The 24,697-nt window shown below is 64.0% G+C and carries 24 protein-coding genes; 15 read left to right on the top strand and 9 right to left on the bottom strand.

The genetic code is table 11. From position 1 onward, the window contains the following. Nucleotides 1-4: 4 nt before the first annotated feature. The 5 genes from bcrB to A6A05_RS07825 all read left to right on the top strand — a co-directional run bounded on the left by bcrB (nt 5) and on the right by A6A05_RS07825 (nt 4,682). Complete coding sequence (gene bcrB / locus A6A05_RS07845; RefSeq protein WP_068499156.1) at nt 5-1,300, top strand: benzoyl-CoA reductase subunit B; 1,296 nt, start codon at nt 5-7, stop codon at nt 1,298-1,300. A 13-nt stretch (nt 1,301-1,313) separates the two neighbouring features. Continuing rightward, a complete protein-coding gene (bcrA, locus tag A6A05_RS07840) occupies nt 1,314-2,606 on the top strand; it encodes a benzoyl-CoA reductase subunit A (protein WP_068499153.1) in 1,293 nt (430 codons plus the stop codon). Between the two features lie 24 nt (nt 2,607-2,630). Continuing rightward, a complete protein-coding gene (bcrD, locus tag A6A05_RS07835) occupies nt 2,631-3,470 on the top strand; it encodes a benzoyl-CoA reductase subunit D (RefSeq protein ID WP_068499150.1) in 840 nt (279 codons plus the stop codon). Nucleotides 3,471-3,506: 36 nt separating this feature from the next. Continuing rightward, nucleotides 3,507-3,746, top strand: a complete 240-nt coding sequence (locus A6A05_RS07830) for a YfhL family 4Fe-4S dicluster ferredoxin (protein WP_068499148.1) — start codon at nt 3,507-3,509, stop codon at nt 3,744-3,746. Between the two features lie 105 nt (nt 3,747-3,851). After that, nucleotides 3,852-4,682, top strand: coding sequence for a class I SAM-dependent methyltransferase (locus A6A05_RS07825; protein ID WP_068499146.1), 831 nt, complete (start codon nt 3,852-3,854; stop codon nt 4,680-4,682). Here A6A05_RS07825 and A6A05_RS07820 read toward each other — a convergent pair whose 3' ends face one another. Beyond that, entirely contained in the window at nt 4,683-6,092 is a 1,410-nt protein-coding gene (locus tag A6A05_RS07820) for a homospermidine synthase (protein WP_068499144.1), read from the bottom strand. 168 nt (nt 6,093-6,260) lie between these two features. Further along, entirely contained in the window at nt 6,261-7,229 is a 969-nt protein-coding gene (locus A6A05_RS20070) for a GNAT family N-acetyltransferase (protein ID WP_245644225.1), read from the bottom strand. 213 nt (nt 7,230-7,442) lie between these two features. Here A6A05_RS20070 and A6A05_RS07810 point away from each other — a divergent pair, with 213 nt between their 5' ends. Both A6A05_RS07810 and A6A05_RS07805 read left to right on the top strand, forming a co-directional pair. Further along, nucleotides 7,443-8,153, top strand: coding sequence for an SDR family oxidoreductase (locus tag A6A05_RS07810; protein ID WP_068499142.1), 711 nt, complete (start codon nt 7,443-7,445; stop codon nt 8,151-8,153). Nucleotides 8,154-8,227: 74 nt separating this feature from the next. Continuing rightward, entirely contained in the window at nt 8,228-9,904 is a 1,677-nt protein-coding gene (locus tag A6A05_RS07805) for a sensor histidine kinase (RefSeq protein WP_068499138.1), read from the top strand. A gap of 123 nt (nt 9,905-10,027) precedes the next feature. Here A6A05_RS07805 and A6A05_RS07800 read toward each other — a convergent pair whose 3' ends face one another. After that, entirely contained in the window at nt 10,028-11,365 is a 1,338-nt protein-coding gene (locus tag A6A05_RS07800; protein ID WP_068499136.1) for an NAD(P)H-dependent oxidoreductase, read from the bottom strand. A 329-nt stretch (nt 11,366-11,694) separates the two neighbouring features. Here A6A05_RS07800 and A6A05_RS07795 point away from each other — a divergent pair, with 329 nt between their 5' ends. From A6A05_RS07795 to A6A05_RS07785, 3 genes are all read left to right on the top strand, one after another. Then, nucleotides 11,695-13,638 carry a PrkA family serine protein kinase gene (locus A6A05_RS07795; RefSeq protein ID WP_068499134.1) on the top strand — a complete coding sequence of 648 codons (1,944 nt, stop codon included), beginning with the start codon at nt 11,695-11,697 and terminating at the stop codon, nt 13,636-13,638. A 186-nt stretch (nt 13,639-13,824) separates the two neighbouring features. Next, nucleotides 13,825-15,117: a YeaH/YhbH family protein gene (locus A6A05_RS07790; protein ID WP_068499132.1), complete on the top strand. Its 1,293-nt coding sequence runs from the start codon at nt 13,825-13,827 to the stop codon at nt 15,115-15,117. Next, nucleotides 15,104-16,642, top strand: coding sequence for a SpoVR family protein (locus tag A6A05_RS07785; protein ID WP_156520952.1), 1,539 nt, complete (start codon nt 15,104-15,106; stop codon nt 16,640-16,642). The genes A6A05_RS07790 and A6A05_RS07785 overlap by 14 nt, the downstream gene beginning before the upstream one ends. A 4-nt stretch (nt 16,643-16,646) precedes the next feature. On the opposite strand, the gene A6A05_RS07780 is transcribed toward A6A05_RS07785, so the two are convergent. Continuing rightward, nucleotides 16,647-17,024: a DUF5615 family PIN-like protein gene (locus tag A6A05_RS07780; protein ID WP_068499128.1), complete on the bottom strand. Its 378-nt coding sequence runs from the start codon at nt 17,022-17,024 to the stop codon at nt 16,647-16,649. After that, complete coding sequence (locus tag A6A05_RS07775; protein ID WP_068499188.1) at nt 17,006-17,239, bottom strand: DUF433 domain-containing protein; 234 nt, start codon at nt 17,237-17,239, stop codon at nt 17,006-17,008. Before A6A05_RS07775 ends, A6A05_RS07780 begins: the two co-directional genes overlap by 19 nt. Nucleotides 17,240-17,685: 446 nt before the next feature. Between A6A05_RS07775 and A6A05_RS07770 the strand changes: the two genes are divergently transcribed. Genes A6A05_RS07770 through A6A05_RS07760 form a run of 3 tightly spaced genes read left to right on the top strand, consistent with a single transcriptional unit; the run spans nt 17,686 to nt 20,641 of the window. Continuing rightward, entirely contained in the window at nt 17,686-18,813 is a 1,128-nt protein-coding gene (locus A6A05_RS07770; protein ID WP_068499126.1) for a Re/Si-specific NAD(P)(+) transhydrogenase subunit alpha, read from the top strand. A gap of 12 nt (nt 18,814-18,825) precedes the next feature. Further along, a complete protein-coding gene (locus A6A05_RS07765) occupies nt 18,826-19,227 on the top strand; it encodes a proton-translocating transhydrogenase family protein (RefSeq protein WP_068499124.1) in 402 nt (133 codons plus the stop codon). Between the two features lie 13 nt (nt 19,228-19,240). After that, a complete protein-coding gene (locus A6A05_RS07760) occupies nt 19,241-20,641 on the top strand; it encodes an NAD(P)(+) transhydrogenase (Re/Si-specific) subunit beta (RefSeq protein WP_068499123.1) in 1,401 nt (466 codons plus the stop codon). Between the two features lie 145 nt (nt 20,642-20,786). On the opposite strand, the gene A6A05_RS07755 is transcribed toward A6A05_RS07760, so the two are convergent. The 4 genes from A6A05_RS07755 to rpsU all read right to left on the bottom strand — a co-directional run bounded on the left by A6A05_RS07755 (nt 20,787) and on the right by rpsU (nt 23,357). Then, nucleotides 20,787-21,074, bottom strand: coding sequence for a high-potential iron-sulfur protein (locus A6A05_RS07755; RefSeq protein WP_068499121.1), 288 nt, complete (start codon nt 21,072-21,074; stop codon nt 20,787-20,789). Nucleotides 21,075-21,077: 3 nt separating this feature from the next. Continuing rightward, a complete protein-coding gene (locus A6A05_RS07750) occupies nt 21,078-21,641 on the bottom strand; it encodes an NADPH-dependent FMN reductase (protein ID WP_068499119.1) in 564 nt (187 codons plus the stop codon). Between the two features lie 154 nt (nt 21,642-21,795). Continuing rightward, nucleotides 21,796-22,830 carry a methyl-accepting chemotaxis protein gene (locus A6A05_RS07745; RefSeq protein WP_068499117.1) on the bottom strand — a complete coding sequence of 345 codons (1,035 nt, stop codon included), beginning with the start codon at nt 22,828-22,830 and terminating at the stop codon, nt 21,796-21,798. Between the two features lie 323 nt (nt 22,831-23,153). Then, nucleotides 23,154-23,357 (bottom strand): 30S ribosomal protein S21, encoded by a 204-nt coding sequence (gene rpsU, locus A6A05_RS07740; protein WP_002726599.1) that lies wholly within the window; start codon nt 23,355-23,357, stop codon nt 23,154-23,156. A 118-nt stretch (nt 23,358-23,475) separates the two neighbouring features. Here rpsU and def point away from each other — a divergent pair, with 118 nt between their 5' ends. Together def and A6A05_RS07730 are read left to right on the top strand one after the other, a co-directional pair. Continuing rightward, complete coding sequence (gene def, locus A6A05_RS07735) at nt 23,476-24,000, top strand: peptide deformylase (RefSeq protein ID WP_068499115.1); 525 nt, start codon at nt 23,476-23,478, stop codon at nt 23,998-24,000. Further along, nucleotides 24,000-24,632, top strand: coding sequence for a COQ9 family protein (locus A6A05_RS07730; protein WP_068499113.1), 633 nt, complete (start codon nt 24,000-24,002; stop codon nt 24,630-24,632). The genes def and A6A05_RS07730 overlap by 1 nt, the downstream gene beginning before the upstream one ends. Nucleotides 24,633-24,697 lie beyond the last annotated feature (65 nt).

Raw genomic sequence — 24,697 nt, 5'->3', positions numbered from 1 at the left:
CGCCATGAGCACTGAAGCCGCCAAGGAACCCTCGATGCTCATGCAGAAGGAGATGATCGCCAGGAACTACGAGGCGATCACTTCCAAGCATGAGACCGGCCGTAAGGTGTCCTCCACCTTCGTTCCGGGTAACCTCAACGAATTGTTGATGTGCTTCGACATCGTCAACAATCTGCCCGAGATCAACGCCATCCAGGCCGGCATGCGCAAGGCCTCGGGCGGCTACATCATGGAAGCCGAGAAGTCGGGCCATTCGGAAGACGTCTGCACCTACGTCAAGGCCGATATCGGCCAGATGAGCAAGGGCAACATCGCGCCGAACGGCAAGCCGTACCCTGACCCGGACGTGCTGATGCTGTCCTATACCGGCTGCTACACCTTCATGAAGTGGTTCGAGCTGCTGCGCGAGCAGTACAAGTGCCCGACCCTGATGCTGCACGTCCCCTATGAAGGCGACGGCCACTCGACCAAGAACATGCGCGACTACATCGTCAAGCAGTTGAAGGAAGTGGTCATCCCCGGTCTGGAAGAGGTCTCGGGCGTCAAGTTCGACATCGACCGTCTGCGCGGCTACCTCAAGAACTCGGCCAAGGCCGAGGACGATCTGGTGTGGTGCCTGGAGCAGGGCAAGCACAAGCCGTCGCCCATCGACGCCTATTTCGGCGGCGTCTATTACATCGGCCCGATCTTCACCGCCTTCCGCGGCACCGAGGACGCGGTCAAGTATTACGAGATGCTGCGCGCCGAAGTGCAGGGCCGCATCGACCGCAAGGAAGGCCCGCTGACGCCGGAAGGCACCAGCTTCAACGACCAGAAGTACCGTCTGGTCGTCGAAGGCCCGCCCAACTGGACCCACTTCCGCGAGTTCTGGAAGATGTTTTATGACGAGGGCGCGGTGGTTGTCGCCTCGTCCTACACCAAGGTCGGCGGCATGTACGATCTGGGCTTCCGCCACGATCCCGACAATCCGCTGGAGAGCCTGGCCGATTACTGCCTGGGTTGCTACACCAACCGCAACCTGCCGACCCGCGTCGATATCCTGGCCAAGTATGTCGAGGAATACGAGGCCGACGGTCTGCTGATCAACTCGATCAAGAGCTGCAACAGCTTCTCGGCCGGTCAGCTGATGATCATGAAGGAAGTCGAGCGGCGCACCGGCAAGCCCGGCGCCTTCATCGAAACCGACCTGGTCGATCCGCGCTACTTCTCGGCCGCCAACGTCAAGAACCGTCTGGAAAGCTATTTCCAGATGATCGAGCAGAAGCGCCGTGGCGGTGGTTCCAAGACCGTGGCCGCGTAAGGAGGAAACGAATATGCGTTGTTTCATCGGAATCGACCTGGGATCGACCACCACCAAGGCGGTGGTGATGGATGAGAACACCCAGGTCCTCGGGCGCGGCATCACCAATTCGCGGTCCAACTACGACACGGCGGCCGCCGTGTCGAAGCAGGAAGCGCTGATCGACACCCGCCTGACCCTGTTCCGTCGCGCCCTGGGCGGCGTGCCGGAAGTGGCCGGCAAGATCGACGAGATCATCTCCGACCTGGAGCGCAACTTCCGCCACGTCCAGTTTCTCGAGCAGCTGGGCGACCTGGAAGAAACCTGCGTCAAGAACATCAAGGGTCCGCGCTTCGCCGGCAAGGAGAAGGGCGTCCAGGAAACCCTGGCCGAGGTGTTCAAGCGTCTGCGCGCCGGCTCGGACCAGCTGTTCGCGGTCGGCGGCAAGCGCAAGTCGGACTTCTTCCGCGACTTGGCCGGGTCGGACTTCATGACCGTCGGCGAGGCGGTGTGCAAGGATGCCGGCCTGGGCTTCGACATGATCCTCAATGTCTATGACAAGTCGATCATCGAAGTGGAAAACCGGCCGCCGTCGGGCGACATGGAAGGCAAGTTCATCCGCGCCCTGGAAAAGGGCCAGATGGCCAACAACCTGATCGCCAAGCCGGTGCAGGACGCCCTGGCCATCCCGCTGGAGGAGACCTATGTGGTCGGTACCGGCTATGGCCGTGTCCGTCTGCCCTTCCCGAAGGAGCATATCCGCTCGGAAATCCTGTGCCACGGTCTGGGCGCCCACATGATGTACCCGGAAACCCGCACGGTGCTGGACATCGGCGGCCAGGACACCAAGGGCATCCAGGTCGATCCCGTCGGCATCGTCGAGAACTTCCAGATGAATGACCGCTGCGCCGCCGGCTGCGGCCGCTATCTGGGCTATATCGCCGACGAGATGAACATGGGCCTGCACGAGCTGGGTCCGCTGGCGATGAACTCGACCAAGCAGGTGCGCATCAACTCGACCTGCACGGTGTTCGCCGGCGCCGAGTTGCGTGACCGCCTGGCGCTGGGCGAAAAGCGCGAGGACATCCTGGCCGGTCTGCACCGCGCCATCATCCTGCGCGCCATGTCGATCCTGTCGCGTGCCGGCGGCGTCAAGGACCAGTTCACCTTCACCGGTGGCGTCGCCAAGAACGAGGCGGCGGTGCGCGAGTTGCGCAAGCTGATCAAGGAAAATTACGGCGACGTGCAGATCAACATCAACCCGGACTCGATCTATACCGGAGCCCTGGGCGGCGCCACCTTCGCGGTGCGCGCGGTGGTCAACTAAGAAGCCGGAACGGAGGATATTTCCATGAGCGCTATCATCACCGCCGGCATCGACATCGGCTCGGGCTGCGTCAAGGGCGTGCTGTTCCGCGTCGATGGCGACAAGCAGGAATGGCTGGCCAAGTTCACCTCGCGCATCCGTAACCGCGATCCCTTCCAGCTGGCGCAGGAAGGCTTCGACGACATGCTGAAGGAAGCCGGCATCACCGCCTCGGACGTCGCCTATGTGGCGTCCACCGGCGATGCCGAGAACCTGAAGTTCTCGACCGGTCACTTCTATTCCATGACCACCCATGGTCGCGGCGCCATCTTCCTCGACCCCGAAGCCCGCTCGGTGCTGGATATCGGGGCGCTGAACGGACGCGCCATCAAGGTCGACGAGGGCGGCAAGGTGCTGTCCTACAAGATGACCAGCCAGTGCGCCTCGGGCTCGGGCCAGTTCCTGGAAAACATCGCACGCTATCTGGGCATCGCCCAGGACGAGATCGGCACGCTGTCGACCAAGGCCGACAACCCGGAAAAGGTGTCGTCGATCTGCGCCGTGCTGGCCGAAACCGACGTCATCAACATGGTCAGCCGCGGCATCACCGCGTCGAACATCCTGAAGGGCATCCACGTCTCGATGGCGGTTCGTCTGGCCAAGCTGTTGAAGTCGATCGGCGCCAATGACGGCGTGGTGCTGATGACCGGCGGTCTGGCGCTGGATGCCGGCCTGTTGGCGGCCTTGAACGAGGCGGCCGAGCAGGAGAAGGTTAATCTGGTTGCCAAGAACCACCCGGACTCGATATACGCTGGTGCTATCGGGGCCGCCTTGTGGGGAGCCTTCCGGCACGAAAAACTTGCCCGTCTCGGCCAGGCTGCCTGATCCCCGGGGGATTGAAAGAGAGAGAGGAAACCGAAAATGTCGCTCAAGATCACCGACGATTGCACCAGCTGCGACGCCTGCGTGTCGACCTGCCCGAACACGGCCATCTCGGCCGGCGACGTGATCTACGTCATCGACGCCGATCGTTGCACCGAGTGCGTCGGCGCCGAGGACAGCCCGCAGTGCCAGCTGGTCTGCCCGGCCGACTGCATCGTCGTCGGCGTTCAGGAAAGCCGCGACCAGCTGCAGGCCAAGTACGCCGCCCTGCACGGCTGATCGGCCACCTTGTCGAACGACCCCGGCCCTGGCGACAGGGTCGGGGTTTTTCTTTGCCAGGTCCCCGGCGCCGGGCGATAGTTGCAGCCAGCAGCGAGGGGGCGCATGGACTGGATCGAGTATTACCGTCTGGCCTGGGCGGCGCGGGGCAAGGTTCTGGACGCCCTCCTGGCCGAGGAAACCGACCTGGCCCGCATCTTCGGCCGTTTCGATCGCTTCGAGACGGCCAACCGCTATCAGACCGATCCCGAGACCGGCCAGTGCGGCTATGTGCCCCGTCCGGGCCAGCATGACCCGCTGACCAACCTGTCCATGCCGGAAGACGGCGTGTCGTGCGGCGACCAAGCGCGGTTCCTGCCCTATGTCGATCTGAACGTCGCCCGCATGCTGGCCGATTTCGCCACCGGCGCCGAGGTGGTGGCCGAGATCGGCACCGGCTATGGCCGCCAGTTGTTCGATCTGTGGCTGGCCGGCGGCGGCGCCCCCGACACCCGCTTCGTCGGGTTTGAGCCCAACGACAACGCCCGCGCCCTGGCCGCCCGCCTGGCCGCCCGTCTGCCGGCGATGAACGTGACCTTCCTGCCCGGCGACTTCGAATCCTTCGATCCGGCGCCGCTGGCGACCACCGGGCGGGTCCTGTTGTTCACCAATTTTGCGGTGATGTTCCAGGAACGCTTCCCGGTCGACTTCTTCGAACGCGTCGCCCGTCTGCCGCCCGAGGTCTTGATGGTGTTCGTCGAGCCGGTCAACCAGCAGATCGGCCACCAGGACCCGGGCGGCGGATTGGCCTTCAACGTCGATTTCGTCAGCCGCTTCAACGAGGCCGCCGCCGCCGGCCTGATCGAGCCGATCTATGTCGGCCGCGACCTGTTCGGCCGCGGCGACAAGATCAAGCGGATATCGATCCTGACGGCGATCAAGCCCGCCGTCGGTTGATTACAAGACCCGGACGTTCTTGAACTGCCAGGGATCGTCGCGGTCCAAATCCTCGGGGAACAGTTCCTCGCGCCCGAACAGGGGGGTCCAGTCGGTGTAGGCGCCGATCACCGGACCCAGATAGGGCATGCAGATGTCCAGGCAGCGCTTGAAATCCATCTCGTCGGGCTCGATCAGGCCGCGATGGGGGTTTTCGATCGCCCACACCATGCCGGCCAGCACCGCCACCGTCACCTGCAGGCTGGTGGCGTTGTTATGCGGGCACAGGCCGCGGGCCTCGTCGATCGACAATTGCGAGCCGAACCAATAGGCGCCCTTGGCATGGCCGGCCAGCAGCACGCCCAATTCGTCGATGCCGTCGGTGATCTCGGTCATCAGCAGGCGCTTGTTGGGCTGCATGTGCCAGTTCTTGCCGGCCAGCTCGTGCACCGACAACACAGCGTCGTCGCACGGGTGATAGGCGTAGTGGGCGGTCGGCCGATAGGCCACCTTGTCGCCATCCTTGACGGTATAGAAATCCGAGATGGCGATGGCTTCGCTGTGGGTGATCAGGAAGCCGTGGAACGGACCCTCGATCGGGGTCCAGGTGCGGACCTGGGTGCTGGCGCCGGGCTTCATCAGATAAATGGCGGCGCCGTTGCCGAAATCGTGGTGGCGGCCATCGGGCGGCATTTGCTTTTCGTGGCTGCCCCAGCCCAGTTCGGCCGGCTGGCAGCCCTCGCCGACGAAGCCCTCGATGGACCAGGTGTTGACGAACTCGCCGATGGCCTTGGGCAGGTGGGCGGCGGTCTGGGTGTCGCGCTCGGCGATGTGCACCACCTTGACGCCGATGTCGGCGGCCAGGCGGGCCCAGCCGTCGCGGTCGGTGGGGGCGGCGACCGGCTTGCCGCAATCGGCCGAAATGTTCAGCAGCGCCTGCTTGAGCAGATGGCTGACCAGGCCGGGATTGGCGCCGTGGGTGACGACGGCGGTGGGAAGCGGTTCGGTGCTCTTCAGCGCCAGGGCCTGTTCGCGCAGGGCGTAATTGGTGCGCTGGCCGGCCGACAGCGAGGGGTCGGTATAGCCGCCGGCCCACGGCTCGATGCAGGTGTCGAGATAAAGCGCGCCGACCGAGCGGGCCAGCTTGATCAGCGCCACCGACGACACATCGACCGACAGATTGAGGATGAAGTCGCCCTTGCCCACCAGCGGACCCAGCACGTCCTTGTAATTGGACTTGGTCAGCGCGTGGTTGACGAAGGTGATGCCGTACTCGTTCGCCACGTCGTGGCCGCGTTCCTCGGCGGTCACGATGGTAATCCGATCGGGATTGAGGTCGATATGGCGCAGGATCAGGGGCAGAACGCCCTGGCCGATGCTGCCGAAACCGACAATGACCACACGGCCGGCAAACGAAACGAGCTTCTGCATTCTTGGCGACTCCCTTGTCGTGGCGGATGGCCGGACAATGACGGCGCACGAGTATAGGGACTAGCCAAGGTCAAGCAAGAAGACATGTATGAAAAAAAGGAGACGGACGCGAAGCGGTGCGCCCGTCTCCTTCGTGGAGGGCCGAAGAACGATCGCGGCGCGACCGGATCAGCCGACGCGGCGGCGAAACACCAGGCGTTGGGCCGGCGAGAAGCCGCTACGTTCCAGGAACTTCAACAGGCCGAAACCGTTCCAGGCCACTTCGGTTTGCACCTTCTCGACCCGAAGCGAGCCCAGATTGGCGAACAGCTGCGAAAGCAGGGCGCGGCCGACATGCTGGCGGGCGAAGGCCGGCTCGACGCCGATGGTGTCGAGAATGGCGACGGGCTCGGCGCGGCCGAACTCGCCATAGCCGACGCGGGCCATCACGAAACCGGCGAACTGGCCGTCGATCTCGGCGACCAGCGACACGCGGACCGAGGATTCCTTCATCACCTCGGCGATCTTGCGGCGGTAATAGCCGGACCGGTCGCGGCCGGTGATCTTCTTGTCGAGATGGACGATCGCCGCCTGGTCGGAATCGGCCATCGACCGCACCGGCACGACGTCGCGCGACAACGCCGCCGACTGGTCGCCCGACGGGTCGGACAAATCGATCTCGGCGCCGTGGCTGGGGGTTTCCACCGGCACGTCGATCTCGACCTCGGCGGTCGAACGTTCCAGCATCAGCCGCGGCGCCAGGCTGAAGCCGTTGGCGCCGAAGAAACGGATCAGCGCATGTTCGGTCCAGTCGGCCTGGGTGACCATTTCCTTGGCGCCCAGCGCCTTCATGGCCTCTTCCAACTGCACCATCAGCTTGCGGCCGACGCCGCGGCCGCGCATGTCGGGGTCGACGCCCAGGGCGTCAAGGACCACCACCGGGGCCTGGCCGCCGAATTCGCCGTCCAGCACATGGGCGAAGAAGAATCCGCTTAAGACGGCGCCGTCGGCGGCGGCGAAGCTGATGAACGACTTCGGGTCTGCCGCCTGCGCGGCCAGACGGCGCTTGTAGAAGTCGGCGCGGGGCTGGCCGGTCAGCCGGCGGTCGAGTTCGACGACGCGGTCGAGGTCGGCAGAGGTGACGGCACGCACGGTCATGGACATCCTTAACCCTCCCTAGAGCGGGTTCGCGCGCGTGGGGCGCGGTCCCGCGATGAGCCTTTTCAAGCATTGACCGGCCCGGTGGGGCCGTTTCCTTCGGAAAGCGCGGCCCGCCTTGACGAGGTGGCCGGGGCGGGATACGCTTGTGAAACCGATAAATCGGTACGATAATACCGAAATAACGTCGCCGGTCAAGAGAGGGCTCGAACCATGCAGTGGAATTTCACCAACCGCGTCGCCGTCGTCACCGGGGGAATGCGCGGGATCGGCCGCACCATCGCCGACATCCTGGCCGCCGGCGGCGCCGAGGTGCATGTGTTCGACCGCGATGTCTCGGCCGGCCTGCCGGCACCCTTGGTGGCGCACGAGGTCGATATTGCCAACGCCGACAGCGTGCGAGCTGCCTTCGCCGCCATCGGCAAGCCGGTGACCCTGGTGGTCAACAATGCCGGCATCACCCGCGACCGCACCATCATGCGCATGAGCGACGACGAGTGGCGCCAGGTGATCGACGTCAACCTGACCGGGGCCTTCCATGTCATCCGCGCCGCGGCGCCGGGCATGGTGGACGGCGGCTATGGCCGCATCGTCAATGTGGTGTCGATCAACGGCCTGCGCGGCAAGATCGGTCAGGGCAATTATGCCGCCGCCAAGGGCGGGCTGGTGACCTTGACCAAGACGGTGGCCAAGGAACTGGGGCGCAAGGGCGTGACCTGCAACGCGGTGGCTCCGGGCATGGTGCTGACCGAGATGACCTTGGCGCTTGACCAGAAATTCCGCGACAAGGCCCTGGAAGAGGCGGCGCTGTCCATCCTTCCCGACACCACCGACATCGCCAACGCCGTGCTGTTCTTGCTGTCCGACCTGGCCCGCTGCGTCACCGGCGAGGTGATCAAGGTCGATTCCGGCCAATATATATAGACATGTGCCCCCCTTGCGGTGCGGCAGGGGGGGCTCTACCATGGCGGCCTTGGGGATCGTCCTGAAGCGGGTCTATGGTTTCTTCGGTCAAACTTCGCCGACAGGTGTTGGTGCTGTCCCTGTTGGTAGGGATCGCGGTGGTGGCGTCGTTCGCCCTGTGGGCCGAGCGTGAGCGTTCCGCCGCCTTCGACGCCGCCCGTAACGAGGTGATGAATTCCAGCCTGCTGCTGGCCGGGGCGGTCGATGGCATCTTCGGCGGCATCGACAAGGTGCTGGCCGGCATCGATGCCTCGTATCGGCTGCTGGGCGACGGCACCGAGGACATGCTGGCCCTGCTGCGCCGGCAGATGCCGCTGATCGGCCAGGCGCGCGGCCTGTTGATCATCGGCGCCGACGGCTTCTCGCGCTATGCCACCAACCTGCCTCTGCCGATGTCGCGTGTCGATCTGTCCGACCGCGACTATTTCCGCGCCCATCTCGAATCCGCCGGGCGCACCTTTGTCAGCGGCCCGCTGAAAAGCCGCAATGACGGGGCGTGGATCATGGTGGTCAGCCGGTCCTTGACCGGTCCCAAGGGCGAGTTCCTGGGCGTCATCGCCGCCACCTTGTCGTTCGACCAGTTGTCGCGGGAATTGCGCGGCGCCATGAACGACCCGCGCATGGCCGCCTTGCTGGTGGATTCGGTCGGCACCGTGCTGGTTCGCACCCCCGACCCCGACGGCGTGACCGGCCGCTCGATCGCCGACATGCCGGCTTTTCGCCGCGCGGTGGGCGAGCGCCGGGGCGGCGGCGTCACCATGTCGCCGCTCGACAATCACGAACGCATCTTCGGCTTCGCCCGCAGCAACGAATTCCCGCTGATCACCATCGTATCGATGGATACCGATCAGGTGATGCTGGGCTGGGCCAATCACATGATCGTTCCCGGCCTGTTGGTGGTGGTGCTGCTGTTGCTGATCGGCCTATTGCTGACGCGGATGCAGACCCAACTGCGCAAGCTTGAACGGACGCAGGATCTGTTGATGGCGGCGCAGGCCACCGCCGAGGCCGCCGCCGAGACCAAGTCGGCCTTCGTCAACCATGCCAGCCACGAGCTTCGGACCCCGCTGACCACCATCATCGGCTTCGCCGAATCCCTGGCCCATTCCGAACCCAACCAGTCCTGTCATGCCCGTTGCCAGGAATATCTCAGCTACATCACCGCCTCGGGGCGGCATTTGCAGGCGGTGATCAACGATCTGCTGGATCTGACCCGCATCGAGGGCGGAACTTTGGCGATCGAACGCGCCCCGGTGGATCTGGTCACCGTGATCCGCGAGACTTTGCGGGCGGCCGCCGACCAGGCCCGCCGGCGCGAGGTCGGCCTGGCCAGTTTCGGCCTGGAGCAGCCGCTCAGGGTCGATGGCGACAATCTGCGCCTGCGTCAGATGCTGTTCAACCTGGTCAGCGAGGCGATCCGTATGTCGCCGAAGGGCGGCACGGTCACGGTGTCCCTGGCGCCGGGCGCCGAAGGATTCGCCGTGGTCAGCGTGGCCGATCAGGGCCCGGGCATGACCGGGCCGGCGATGAAGCTGGCGCTGGCGCCGCTGGGACGGGCACCGCTGCAGGCCTCGCGTCCGGGCGAGGGCACCGGCCTGGCCGTTCCCTTGGCCGACCAGTTGGCCCGCCTGCATGGCGGTCGCGTCGAGATCGCCAGCCGCACCGGCGAGGGCACCACCGCCACGGTGATCCTGCCGCTGGGCAATTTCTAGAGCAATTTCCGATATGACCCGGTCAGATCGGAAAGTGCGACAAGCCCGCGCGGCGCTGAGCGGGCTTAGGCTGGGGCCGTACAGACAAAGCCCGGGGCCGGTTCCGTTTGATCGGAAACGGCTTTAGCCCGCGAACTGGGCTTCCATCCGGCGGCGCAAATCCAGCAACTCGTTGTCGGCGACCAGCACATCCTCCCAGGTCACCACCTGGCCGGCCGCCAGCGGGCGGCGCATCACCGCCCCTTCGGTCAGGCCGATCGGCACCGCCCGCTGGGCCAGGGCATCCATGGCCGGCAGCAAGCGGCCCCAGACGGTGAAGCCGCCGGCGCCGTCCAGAATCTCGGTGGCGGCCAGGTCGCGCTTGGCCACCGCTACCACGTCGGCCGAGAAGCCTTGCGGGCAGCCGGTATGTTCGGACCTGACCACCGCGTTGATCACCGACACCGCCAATTCCATGCCGACCAGTCGGTGGCTGCGCCAACGGGCCGAATAGCGGCCGCTATCGTCGGTGGTTAGGCCGTAATCGGCGAAGCAGCCGGTGGCATAGTCCGACGACGTGCAAAAGGTCAGCCACACCCCCCAGCGCAGATCGCCGACGACATGGCGGCCATCGCGTTCCTCGGACGACACCACCTCGATCTGGCCCAGGCGCTCTAGTCGGCCGCCGTCCCACGAGGGCTTCATGACGCGGGCCAGGTCGTGGTGGCCGCAGGGCGGGAAGGTCAGGCCGCCGCCCGGTGGCGTCAGGCCGGTGGCGTTGGCCACCGCCGCCATTTCCAGCGCCGAACGGGTGCCATCGACATGGGCGGTGTAGACCTTGGCCTCCATTCCGGCGGCGCGGGCCTTTTCGGCGGTGATGCCGACATGGCTCCACACCGTGTCGGGGGTGGTGGCCTGGTAGCCCGGCAGCCATTTGGTGCCCTTGCCGGCGGCGGCGATCTCGAAACCGCAGGCCCGCGCCCAATCGACCAACTCGCAGACCAGCGCCGGCTGGTCGCCATAGGCCAGGCTGTAGATCACGCCCCGGTCGGCGGCCTGGCGGGCCAGCAGCGGCCCTGCCAGGGCGTCGCAATCGACGTTGGCCATCACCACGTGGATGCCGGCGGCGATCGCCGCCTGGGCGTGGCGGATGCCCAGGGCGGCCGATCCGCTGGCCTCGACGATGACCTCGAGCCCGGGTTGATCGGTCAGGGCCAGCGGCTGATGGGTCACCCAGGTCGAGCCGTTGGCGATGGCGTCGGCAAGCGAGCGCGCCACCACCTTGGTCGGCGGCCACAGGGTCAGGGCCAGCGCCGTATGGGCGCGTTCGGATTCGGTGTCGGCGACGGCCGCGACGTGCAGGCCGGGAATGTGGCGGGCCTGGGCCAGGAATTGGGTGGCGAAGCGGCCCGCCCCGATCAGGCCGACCCGGATCGGGTTGCCGTCGGCGGCGCGGGCGGCGAGCAGGGCGCTCAGGCTCAAAGGATTGCCTCCCCAACGATGGTCTGGGATCAAGCCTATCGCCCAGAGTGTGCTTTGAAAACAGACTCTTTTTGCCAAAACTGGTTAGGCTCGGTCAAAAGCGAATTTTTAATACGTCTGTTGTACACTTGTCCTTTATTGCCCGGCGATGCAGGCAAGCGGTGCCCCCGACTTCATCTGTTCGCCTGGGCGGGCCGGTTGGTGCAAGCCGGCGACTGACGATGATCAGAAATCTTCGCACGCCCCCTCGAATTTCCCTTGCCCGGGTGCCATGTCAGTATCGAAGGGACCAAAGGTCCCCGGTCGTTGGCCCGAAGGGAGAGACCGAGATGCACGGCGATGATGTCTTCACCCACTATGCGCGCTCGTACGAGGGCCGCAAGGACGTCGAGATGAGCCTGGCGGATTATCTCGACCTGTGCCGTTCCGACCCCATCACCACCGCCAGCGTCGCCGAGCGGATGATCGCCGCCATCGGCGAGACGGAAATCATCGATACCGCCAAGGATGCCCGGCGGTCCCGGGTGTTCATGAACCGCACCATCAAGGTCTATCCCGCCTTCGCCGAGTTCTTCGGCATGGAAGAGACCATCGAGCGGATCGTCGGCTATTTCCGCCACGCCGCCCAGGGGCTCGAGGAAAGGAAGCAGATCTTGTACCTGCTGGGGCCGGTCGGCGGCGGCAAGTCCAGCCTGGCCGAGCGGCTGAAGGCGCTGATCGAGCACCAGCCGATCTATGTGCTGAAGGCCGGCAAGGAAGTCAGCCCCTTGTTCGAAAGCCCGCTGGGCCTGTTCGACCCCGAAAGCATGGGGCCGATGCTGGAAGAGAAGTACGGCATCCAGCGCCGCCGCCTGCCCGGGCTGATGAGCCCGTGGGCGGTCAAGCGCCTGGAGGAGTTCCAGGGCGACATCTCGCGCTTCAAGGTGGTCAAGATCTATCCCTCGCGCCTCAAGCAAATCGGGGTATGCAAAACCGAGCCGGGCGACGAGAACAACCAGGACATCTCGACCTTGGTCGGCAAGGTCGATATCCGCAAGCTCGAGATGTTCTCGCAGAACGATCCCGACGCCTATTCCTTCTCGGGCGGCCTGAACCGCTGCACGCAAGGGCTGATGGAATTCGTCGAGATGTTCAAGGCGCCCATCAAGATGCTGCACCCGCTGTTGACCGCCACCCAGGAAGGCAATTACTCGGGCTCGGAAAATATCGGCGGCCTGCCGTTCCAGGGCATCATCCTGGCCCACTCCAACGAGGCCGAGTGGCAGACCTTCAAGAACAACAAGAACAACGAGGCCTTCATCGACCGCATCTGCGTGATCAAGGTCCCCTATTGCCTGCGGGTCACCGAGGAACAGCGCATCTATTACAAGCTGATCAGCTCGTCCGAGCTGTCCCAGGCCCCATGCGCGCCCTCGACCCTTGAGATGCTGGCCCGCTTCACCGTGCTGTCGCGCCTGAAGGAACACGAGAACTCGAACCTGTTCTCGAAGATGCGGGTCTATGACGGCGAATCCATCAAGGAGACCGACCCCAAGGCCAAGCCGATGCAGGAATACAAGGACGCGGCCGGCGTCGATGAGGGCATGGACGGCATCTCGACCCGCTTCGCCTTCAAGGTGCTGTCATCGACCTTCAATTACGACACGGCCGAGGTCGCCGCCGATCCGGTCCATCTGATGTATGTGCTGGAACAGGCGATCCGCCGCGAGCAGTTTCCCGACGACACCGAGAAACGCTATCTGGAATTCATCAAGGGCGAACTGGCGCCGCGCTATGCCGAATTCATCGGCAACGAGGTGCAGAAGGCCTATCTGGAAAGCTATCACGATTACGGCCAGAACCTGTTCGACCGCTATGTCGATTATGCCGACGCCTGGATCGAGGATCAGGACTTCAAGGACCCCGACACCGGCCAGTTGCTGAACCGCGAATTGCTGAACCAGGAACTGTCGAAGATCGAAAAGCCGGCCGGCATCGCCAACCCCAAGGATTTCCGCAACGAGGTGGTCAAGTTCTCGTTGCGCTCGCGCGCGGCCAACAAGGGGCGAAACCCCAGCTGGACCAGCTACGAGAAGATCCGCGAGGTGATCGAGAAGCGGATGTTCAGCCAGGTCGAGGATTTGCTGCCGGTGATTTCGTTCGGGTCCAAGAAGGATTCCGACAGCGAGAAGAAGCACCACGAATTCGTCGAACGCATGGTCAGCCGCGGCTATACCGAACGCCAGGTCCGCCGCCTGGTGGAATGGTACATGCGGGTCAAGCAGGCGGGGTAATAAAGTTTAACCACAGAGGCACAGAGGCACAGAGAGGATTATTATGCGGAAAGTTTAAGAACTCCCGATGGTCACCGTGAATGGAGCGTGCCTGTCGTTTGTTGCGATACCTCTGTGCCTCTGTGCCTCTGTGCCTCTGTGCCTCTGTGGTGAATTGTTTTTTTGGCGCCTGATGGACAGACAACAATGAACATCATCGACCGACGCCTGAATCCTTCCGGTAAAAGCCTGGCCAACCGCCAGCGCTTCCTGCGTCGCGCCCGCGCCCAGATCATGAAATCAGTGCGCGAGGCCTCGGGCGGCCGTTCGATCACCGACATCGCCGGCGGCGAGCGGGTGTCGATTCCGATGGATGGCCTGCGTGAGCCCAGCTTCCACCGTTCCGCCAAGGGCGGCACCCGCGACCATGTGCTGCCCGGCAACCGCGAGTATGTCGAGGGCGACACCATCCCCAAGCCCGAGCGGGGCGACGACGGTGACGGCGGCCCCGACGGCAGCCCCGATGGCGGCGGCGAGGACGATTTCCACTTCATCCTGTCCCGCGACGAGTTCCTGGACATCTTCCTGGAAGATCTGGAACTGCCCGATCTGGTCAAGCGCAACATCGCCAAGTCGCAATCCTTCATTCCGGCCCGGGCCGGCTGGTCGGTGACCGGCTCGCCGTCGAACCTTAACTTGGTGCGGACCATGCGCAACTCGTTGTCGCGCCGCATCGCCTTGAAGCGGCCCAAGTCCGACGAGATGAAGGAACTGGAAGCCAAGATCCGTGGCCTCGAGGAATCGGGCGACGATCCAGAACTTTTGAGCGAGCTGCGCCTGCTGTTCGACCAGATGCTGACCAAGTCGCGGCGCGTGCCCTATATCGACCCGGTCGATGTGCGCTACAACCGCTTCGAACAATTGCCCAAGCCGGTGACCCAGGCGGTGATGTTCTGCCTGATGGATGTGTCCGGCTCGATGACCGAACACATGAAGGATTTGGCCAAGCGCTTCTTCATGCTGCTCTATCTGTTCCTGAACCGGCGTTACAAGCACGTCGATATCGTCTTCATCCGCCACACCCACGAGGCTAAGGAAGTCGACGAGGACACCTTCTTCTATTCCACCGAGACCGGGGGCACGGTGGTCTCGACCGCGTTGACCGAGATGAAGCGCATCATCAGGGCGCGCTACAGCCCGACCGACTGGAACATCTATGCCGCCCAGGCCTCGGACGGCGACAACACCAGTTCGGACAATGCGACCTCGGCGGCGCTGCTGGAACACGATTTGCTGCCGCTCGCCCAGTATTTCGCCTATATCGAGGTCGGCGCCGAGTACAAGGACTGGCTGGGCCGCGAGACCGATCTGTGGCGGACCTACAAGGTGGTGGCCAAGCCGGGCGGCAATCTGGCCATGCGCAAGGTCCGGGTGCGCAGCCAGATCTTCCCGGTGTTCAGGGAATTGTTCTCGCGGGAGGGTGTCAATGCCATCCTCTGACGCCCCATCCTTGCTGTTCGACGGCGCCGACTGGGATTTCGACAAGGTGCGGCGCGTCCACGATTCCATCGAGGAGATCGCCACCACCGAGATGGGCCTGTCCACCTATCCCAACCAGATCGAGGTGATCACCGCCGAGCAGATGCTGGACGCCTATTCTTCGATCGGCATGCCGCTGATGTACAAGCACTGGTCGTTCGGCAAGCATTTCGCCGCCGACGAATCGATGTATCGCAAGGGCATGCGCGGCCTGGCCTATGAAATCGTCATCAACTCCAGCCCCTGCATCAGCTACATCATGGAAGAGAACACCATGGCGATGCAGACCCTGGTGATCGCCCACGCCGCCTTCGGCCACAATCACTTCTTCAAGAATAACGGCCTGTTCCGCCAATGGACCGACGCCAAGGGCATCCTGGATTACATGGATTTCGCCAAGGGCTACATCATGCGGGCCGAGGAACGCCACGGCCACGCCGCGGTGGAACGGGTGCTGGACGGCGCCCACGCCTTGATGAACAACGGCGTGCATAAATATCCCCGCAAAAAGGTGCCGGACCTGGCCGCCGACCTGCAGCGCGAGCGCGAGCGCCAGGCCTATTTCGAGCAGACCTACAACGATCTGTGGCGCACGCTGCCGAAATCACCGGAAGGGGTGCATGAATCGCGGGAATTGGCCGACCGCAAGGCCCGGCTGGGCCTGCCGGAAGAGAATCTGCTGTATTTCCTGGAAAAGACCGCGCCCAAGCTGGCGCCCTGGCAGCGCGAGATCTTGCGCATCGTCCGCCACATCGCCCAGTATTTCTATCCGCAGCGCCAGACCAAGGTGATGAACGAGGGCTGTGCCACGATGTGCCACTACCACATCTGCCACCGCCTGCACCAAAAGGGCATGATCTCGGACGGTGCCTTGCTGGAGATCCTGCATTCCCACACCAATGTCGTGTTCCAGCCGGCCTTCGACGATCCGCGTTATTCTGGCCTCAACCCCTATGCGCTGGGTTTCGCCATGATGGAGGACATCAAGCGCATCGCCCTGACCCCGACGGCGGAAGACCGCGACTGGTTCCCCGACATCGCCGGCTGCAATGATCCGTGGGGGGCGTTGCGGGCCGCCTGGGCCGATTACCGCGACGAAAGCTTCATCCTGCAATACCTGTCGCCGTCGGTGATGCGAAAGATGCGGCTGTTCCGCCTGCATGACGAGGAGCAGGCGAAAGAGATCAAGGTCGCGGCCATCCACAACGAACGGGGCTATCGCGACGTGCGCCAGACCCTGGCCCGATCCTACGATATCGGCCGCATGGCCCCCGACATCCAGATCGTCGATGTCGATCTGGAAGGCGACCGCCGCCTGGTGGTCCAGCACCGCGTCGCCGACGGCATCTTGCTGGACGAGGCCGAGGCGGTGCGCACGCTCAGGCAATTGGCCAATCTATGGGGCTACGAGGTCCGCCTGATCGAGGTCTCGGCCGAGACGGACGTGGTGTTTAAGCAGCACGAGGATGTGGGGCCGAGCGAGTAGGGGGTTATTGCGCCGGCCAATCGCGAATTTCCACTGATCCGTCGGAATAGACCTCGACGATTCGGTTGACCAGATCGGCCATGGGCTCGACCTCGTCCAGAACGGCGGCGAACAGGCGGACTTGGACCTCGGCCGGTATGCCGCCGGGAACGATGATGACCAACCCCGCATGGATGTTCTCTCTGGCGTAAAGCCTCAGGAAATCCTTGGCGTTGTTGGTGACGAAGACGAATCCTTCGTGGCGGATGATCGGCAGAAGATCGCGATCGGCGGAGCCGGTCAATCCCCTGAACACCACATGGCTGGCGTCATGCCCTCGGGCATGGGCCAGGGCGACCAGATCGGGCGACAGACATTCGTCGATCAGGAACGGGTCGCGCATGGCGGACGCCCGGCCTTTTCCCAGGCAAGGCAGGCGTCGATGCCGTCGGCGGGCAGCGATGGATACGAGCGGAAAATGTCGAAGCGGCTTTTGCCGGTTCGCACTTCCGCCAATACGGTCTCGGCGGGAATGCGCGTGCCGGCTACCACCGGCATCCCGCCCATCACGTCGTCATCGCTGACCACCAGGGCTGGTGTGGGTTTGCGGGCCGCCATGATCATCCTCCTGAAACACTATGGAAATATGGGCTTGGCTCCCTTGGTTCGCAACGGGAAACCGCCAGCTGTACCGGTAGCATAGGGCCGCCTCTCATCCTCAGGTGAGGTTGTTTGTTCTATTTTGATTCGCTCGTAATCGTGACGCCCCACCCGCATGGGCGGTATCCCGCCATCCCCGTCAACTACTCAGACGGCATAGGCCGTGAAACAGCGCTCGCCAACCCTGGAATTGTGGTGTACCCAGGGTGCCCATGTTGCACTGCAATATGGGCGGAGGGCCATTTCGTTTCGAAAACCGCTCCAGCAACGCAATAATTACCCGGGACGGGGGCTTGCCAGCTGTGTAAAGTTTCTTTCTAACCAGATTGGCAACGCGGCGCAGACCGCGTATAACGAACCACTAATATAAACGTCCCGTTTCTCGAGGCAGGGGAACACAGATAATGCAGATCGCCATTCCGAAGGAGCGCCGCGCCGGCGAGGCTCGCGTCGCGGCCTCCCCCGACACCGTCAAGAAGTTTGTCCAGATGGGCTTCGACGTGCTGGTTGAAACCGGCGCCGGCGCCGGCGCTTCGATCGCCGACCAGGTCTATATCGATGCCGGCGCGACCATCGCGCCCGACGCCAAGACCGCCCTGGCCGGCGACGTGGTGCTGAAGGTCCAGCGCCCGACCGACGACGAGATCGCGTCCATGAAGGAAGGCGCCGTGCTGATTTCGGCGCTGGCCGCCCTGACCAACAAGGAGATGGTCGAGAAGCTGGCCGCCCGCAAGGTCACCGCCTTCGCCATGGAACTGGTGCCGCGCATCACCCGTGCGCAAAGCATGGACATCTTGTCGTCCCAGGCCAACCTGGCCGGCTACAAGGCGGTTCTTGACGCCGTGCACGAATTCAAGCGCGCGGTGCCGATGATGATGACCGCCGCCGGTACGGTGGCGCCGGCCCGCTTCCTGATCCTGGGCGCCGGTGTCGCCGGCCTGCAGGCCATCGCCACTGCCAAGCGCATGGGCGGCGTGGTCTATGCCTTCGACGTGCGTCCCGCCGTCAAGGAGCAGGTGGAATCCCTGGGCGGCAAGTTCGTCGAGGTCGATCCCGAAGCGACCAAGGACGCCGAGACCAAGGGCGGTTACGCCAAGGAAATGAGCGAGGAATACAAGCAGAAGCAGGCGGCCAAGATCGCCGAGACCCTGGCCAAGACCGACATCGCCATCTGCACGGCGCTGATCCCCGGCCGTCCAGCCCCGGTGCTGATCACCGAGGATATGGTCAAGGGCATGCGTCCGGGCTCGGTGATCGTCGATCTGGCGGTCGAGGCCGGCGGCAACTGCCCGCTGTCCGAGTTCGACAAGGTTGTCGAGAAGCACGGTGTCACCCTGGTCGGCCACGGCAACGTGCCGGCGCGCCTCGCGGTCGATGCTTCGTCGCTTTATGCCAAGAACCTGCTGAACTTCATCAGCCCGCTGGTGAACAAGGAAACCAAGGACCTGGCGTTCAACTGGGACGATGAGATCCTGAAGGGCTGCTGCGTCACGCGCGACGGCCAGATCGTTCATCCCGCGCTGGCCGGTTAAGGAGAAAAGGCAATGGATCCCAAGGAACTTGTCGACGGCGCGGCAAAGCTTGCCACCGACGCCGAGGCGATGGCTCAAAAGGCCGCCCTGCTGGCCCAGCAGGCCACCCAACTGGCGGTGGCCACCGGTGACGGTATCGGCTTCATGAGCTTGTTCACCATCTTCGTCCTGGCCTGCTTCGTGGGCTATTACGTGGTGTGGCGGGTCACGCCGGCCCTGCATTCGCCGCTGATGGCGGTGACCAACGCGGTGTCGTCGGTCATCATCGTCGGTGCCCTGATCGCCACCTCGACCGATGTCATGGCCTCGAAGGTCCTGGGCTTTTTCGGCGTGGTCCTGGCATCCGTCAACATCTTCGGCGGCTTCCTGGTGACGCAGCGCATGCTGTCCATGTTCAAGAAGAAGCAGAAGTAAGGGGGACGGGACGATGTCTGCCAATCTCACGCAATTCGCCTATCTGGTCGCCGGGATCTGCATGATCATGGCGCTTCGGGGCCTGTCCTCGCCCGAGACCTCGCGCTCGGGCAATACCTGGGGCATGGTCGGCATGGCGATCGCCATCGCCACCACGATGTTCACCCCCAACGCCGCCTTCCTGTTGATCCCGCTGGGCATCGCCATCGGCGGCGGCATCGGCTGGGTCGTCGCCAAGAAGATCGAAATGACGGCGCTGCCGCAATTGGTCGCCGCCTTCCACTCGCTGGTCGGTCTGGCCGCGGTGTTCGTCGCCGGTGCCGCCTTGGCCGCGCCCGCCGCCTACAACATCGTCGCCGCCGACGGCGGCATCAAGGTCGCCTCGCTGATCGAGATGAGCCTGGGCGTCGCCATCGGTGCCATCACCTTCACCGGCTCGCTGGTGGCGTTCGCCAAGCTGCAGGGCCTGGTGTCGGGCAAGCCCCTGGTGTTCCCCGGCCAGCACATGCTGAATGCCGGCCTGGGCATCGCCATGGTGGTGCTGATCGTCATGTTCGCCCTGTCGGGCGGCTCGATCACCTTGTTCGTGCTGATCACCCTGATCGCCCTGGCCCTGGGCTTCCTGCTGATCCTGCCGATCGGCGGCGCCGACATGCCGGTGGTGGTGTCGATGCTGAACTCGTATTCGGGTTGGGCGGCGGCCGGCATCGGCTTCACGCTGGGCAATCCGCTGCTGATCATCGTCGGCGCCCTGGTGGGCTCGTCGGGTGCGATCCTGTCCTACATCATGTGCAAGGGCATGAACCGCTCGATCTTCAACGTCATCCTGGGCGGCTTCGGCGGCGAGACCTCGGGCGCTGTGGCGACCGGCGGCCCCGGCGGCGACAAGGCGGTCAAGGCCGGCTCGGCCGACGACGCCGCCTTCATCATGAAGAACTCGTCGAAGGTGATCATCGTGCCGGGCTACGGCATGGCGGTGGCCCAGGCCCAGCACGCGCTGCGTGAAATGGCCGACATGCTGAAGGCCGAAGGGGTCGATGTGCGCTATGCCATCCATCCGGTGGCCGGCCGCATGCCCGGTCACATGAACGTGCTGCTGGCCGAAGCCAACGTGCCGTACGACGAGGTGTTCGAGCTGGAAGAGATCAACCACGAATTCGGCACCGCCGACGTGGCCTTCGTGATCGGCGCCAACGACGTCACCAACCCGGCGGCCAAGACCGACCCGACCTCGGCCATCTATGGCATGCCGATCCTGGATGTCGAGAAGGCCAAGACCGTGCTGTTCATCAAGCGCTCGATGGCGTCGGGCTATGCCGGCGTCGATAACGAGCTGTTCTTCCGTCCCAACACCATGATGTTGTTCGGCGATGCGAAGAAGGTGACCGAAGAAATCTGCGGCGCGCTGAACTAAGCGAACCCGCACAGCAAAACGGCGGAGCCCGCGAGGGCTCCGCCGTATGTGTTTGTAAGACCGGCCGACCTTTGATGTGACTCGTTGGCCGGTTGGTATAAACGGGTTCTTCAAAACGATGCGGCGGCAAAGTCGGGACTATTTTCTAAACCTTCTTGGCCCACATGTTGCACCAGCCATCGGGAGAGATTTGGCCTTCGACCAGTTTGCAGGTCTTTGATTCGGCGATGAAATTTGTGCAGCCGCTGCACTTTTGCTCGCCCTTGGGCTGAGCCTGATAGCGGACGGTCGCTTGCTTCATCTTCTTCGGAGCGTCGGTCGCTGCGGCCTGCGCCCGGGCCTGACCCGGGGATAGCAGTGGCAGGAACAGGCCGCACCCAACCGCCAGGGCACCGCGCAACACGACCCTGCGGGTCGGAAGTTCTTCATTCATCGCTCAATCCTCCATGTTTCTGTTGATTCTGATAAGCGCCGCCAGCGCCTCCAGGAGTTTCTGGATCAACTGTCTGGTCGGTTCGTCGGTCAGCCTGCCGTCTTTGTCAAAATGCTGCGCGGCATTGGCGATCATCACCTCCGGCTGAGTGACGGTGGGCATGTCCAGGGTGACCAGAATTTGGCGAAGGTGGTATTGCGCCCGCGCCGTGCCCAGGGCGCCGATGGAAGCCCCCATCACCGCCGCTGCCTTGCCGCGCCAAGCGCTGTCGCCATAGGGACGTGACGCCCAGTCGATGGCGTTCTTGAGGCCGCCCGGAACCGAATAATTGTATTCCGGCGAGCAGAACAAGACGGCGTCGGCGGCGCGAATTTGGCGTTTGAACTCGACCACGGCGGCCGGTGGCGCCAATTCATCATCCTGGTTGTAGACCGGGATGTCATGAAGCTCGATCAGCTTCAGCTCCACCCCATCCGGCGCCAGCTCGCAAGCGGCCTTAAGCGCATAATGGTTGTAGGATGTCCTGCGAAGGCTTCCAACGATACCGAGAATGACGCTCGCATCCATGCGCTTTCACCGTGGCTGGATTTGGCTGGGGACGCGAAAAACTCGCATCCGGACATGGCCAAATCCTAACCACAACGCCAAATCGACAGGAGCCTCGGATTCTACCAAAGCCGGTCCTGCCGCGATTGATGGCGGCACAGACGAGCAGGGCTCGTTAAGCCCCCTGGATGATCACCCCGTAACAGCCCAGGCCTTCATAGGTCTCGTAGCCGGGCGTCAGCGCGAAGCCGACCAGGCTGTCGCCATCCTGGTAATAGCCCTGGGTCTGGCCCTTGGTCTCGAGCGGGAAGTGCTCGGACAGCAAGCCGTGGCGGTCGGAATCGGCGATGATACGGTGGTCGCGGTCCAGCAACAGGCAACGTGAGCGGCTTTTTTCCTCGGCGCCTAAGCGGACGCCATCGATGATGGCCTGGCCCCGGGCCTCCCAGTCGAAGAAGATGCCCATGGCGCCGATCGGCTGGCCGTCGGCCTCGCCGCCTGCGCGGATGGCGGTGGCATAGGTGGCGGCGATCGCCCCGCCCAGGCAGGGGATGCGGCTGATGTCGGCGACGGCGAATTCGCCGCCATTGGCGGTGGCCATGGCGTCCTTGAACCATTGTTGGCCCGAGACGTCGGTGCCGACCACCTTGGCATAGCGCCCCGAGCGGCCGTTGGCGATGACCCGGCCGCTGGCATCGGCGATCCACAGATCCAGATAGACGGTGTAGGAATCCAGGATGATGCCTAGCCGCTTGGCGGCATGGCGGGCCAGGTCCAGTTGATCGGGGGCGGCGGCGCACTCGACCAGTGCCGGGTCGGTGGCCCACCAGCGGACATCGCACGAGCGTTCATAGAGATTGCGGTCGGCGATCTTGACGGCATTGTGGGCCAGGTCGGCCAGGCGCTCGCCACGGACGCGATCGACTTCTGCCGCCAGGTGGCGGCCGAATTCGGACAGGGTCTCGAGCTGGCCCTTCAATTTGCCGCGTGAGGAATCGGTCAACTGGGCGATCTCGCCAGACACCGCCTTGACCTCGTCGGCGACGACTGCGAAGCCACGGCCCATCTGGCCGACCCGCTGGGCCTCGATCGAGGCGTTCAGGGCCAGCATGCGCGAGCGCCGGGTGATGCCGTGAATGCGGTCGATCTTCTGATCGGTGACGGCCGCGACCGAATCGGTGATTTCCAACAGCTGTGCAATCGACGACATGCGCGGCGCCTTCCCTGTGATTTGACCCCAGGGGGCAGAGTATGCAGGGACGCGGGGGAAGGCCAATGCGCAGAATGCGCACATGCATGCATTTTAGGCATACCGACGGCGGCAGCAATTTGATCAAAAAATACGCAGTCGCGAAGCGTGCTCTTGGTGCTGCGGACCGGATGTCGGGGGACGGGGACAGGGGGGAGAAGCCCGAGGCAAACGGTGCCGCAAACACCAAGAGCGCCGCGAGTGTTGCATCGCGGCGCTCTTAGGCATTTGACTTTGGTCAGCTGATAACCTGGCCCGATAAAAATATCGGGAGGAAGGGCTGTTTAAAAGCCCTCACGCTCCAGGCGCTTACGCTCCAGCTTGCGGGCGCGGCGCACGGCCTCGGCCTTTTCACGGGCGCGGCGCTCCGAGGGCTTCTCGTAGTTGCGGCGAAGCTTCATCTCGCGGAAGACACCCTCGCGCTGCATCTTTTTCTTGAGCGCCTTAAGGGCCTGATCGACGTTGTTGTCACGAACGAGAACTTGCACGTTACGTCACCGCTCCTCTACGCTGAATTTCGTCCCGACGCACGGCGACATGCCGTCCGGGAAGCGGGTTGATACCACAGGCTTGCCGCCTTGTGAAGGGATTGATTCAAAAAAAGCCATGGCCATTTTGAAGATCGCCCGCATGGGCCACCCCGTCTTGTCGCGCATCGCCGATCCGGTCGCCGATCCCACTGATCCCGAGGTCCTGCGCCTGATTGGTGACATGATCGAAACCATGGAAGATGCCGGGGGTGCCGGGCTGGCGGCGCCGCAGGTCCATGTGCCGTTGCGGGTAGTGGTGTTCCACGCCCCGGCCTATCGCAACGAAGGGGTGGCGGTGCCGCTGACGGTGCTGATCAACCCCATGGTTGAACCGCTCGACGCGGAACGCCATCTCGGCTACGAAGGGTGTCTGTCGCTGCCCGGCCTTACGGGTAAGGTGCCGCGCTTTACCCATATCCGCTATGGCGGCTATCAGCCGTCGGGGGCGTGGCTCGAGCGCGAGGCCCAGGGCTTCCACGCCCGCGTGGTCCAGCACGAATGCGACCATCTGGACGGGGTGCTGTACCCGATGCGGATGGACGGCCTGGCCAGCTTCGGCTTCGCCGACGAGGTCCGCCGGGCACAAGAGGAGTTGGCGTGATGAGTGATGCCGAGTTCGACAAGATCAGGGACCAACTGGTGTTGGCCGTCCTGCCCCATGCGGTGTTCGAGGGCTGGTCGATGACCGCCTTGCAGGCCGCCGCCGCCGATCTGGGCCTGGATTCCAGTGTGTCTGAGCGCGCCTTCCTGGCCGGCCCGGTCGCGGCGGTTGAGCATTTCGTCGCCCTGGCCGACCAGCTGATGGTCGAGGATCTGTCCAGCACCGACATGGCGGCGCTGAAGGTGCCCGAGCGGGTGTTCAAGGCCGTCGCCGTGCGGCTGGAACGCTGGCAGCCCCACCGCGAGGCGATCCGCCGCGCCCTGGCCGTGCTGGCGCTGCCGGGCAACGCGCTGGCCGCCACCCGCGTCACCTGCCGCACCATCGATGCGATCTGGCGGGCGGCCGGCGACAATTCGCACGATTTCTCGTGGTACACCAAGCGGGCGACCCTGACGGCGGTCTATACGGCGACCATGCTGTACTGGCTGGACGATTCGTCGGACGACGGGGCCGACACCTTGGCCTTCCTGCGCCGCCGGCTGGCCGATGTCGGCCGGGTCACCCAGATGCGCCGCAAGGTGGAAGGGTGGTTCAGCCGCGGGCGGCGGCCGGGTGCGCCTCATAGGCGTTAACATAGCCTGGACAGGCGGGCGTGAGCGTGATTCAAGATGGAATGACTCATCCATCATGCCCCCCT

Source organism: Magnetospirillum moscoviense (assembly GCF_001650635.1).
In the GTDB taxonomy this organism is placed as follows: Bacteria; Pseudomonadota; Alphaproteobacteria; order Rhodospirillales; family Magnetospirillaceae; genus Magnetospirillum; species Magnetospirillum moscoviense.
The sequence above is the reverse complement of the archived record's forward strand: the minus strand, read 5'-3'. Positions and strand labels throughout refer to the sequence as shown.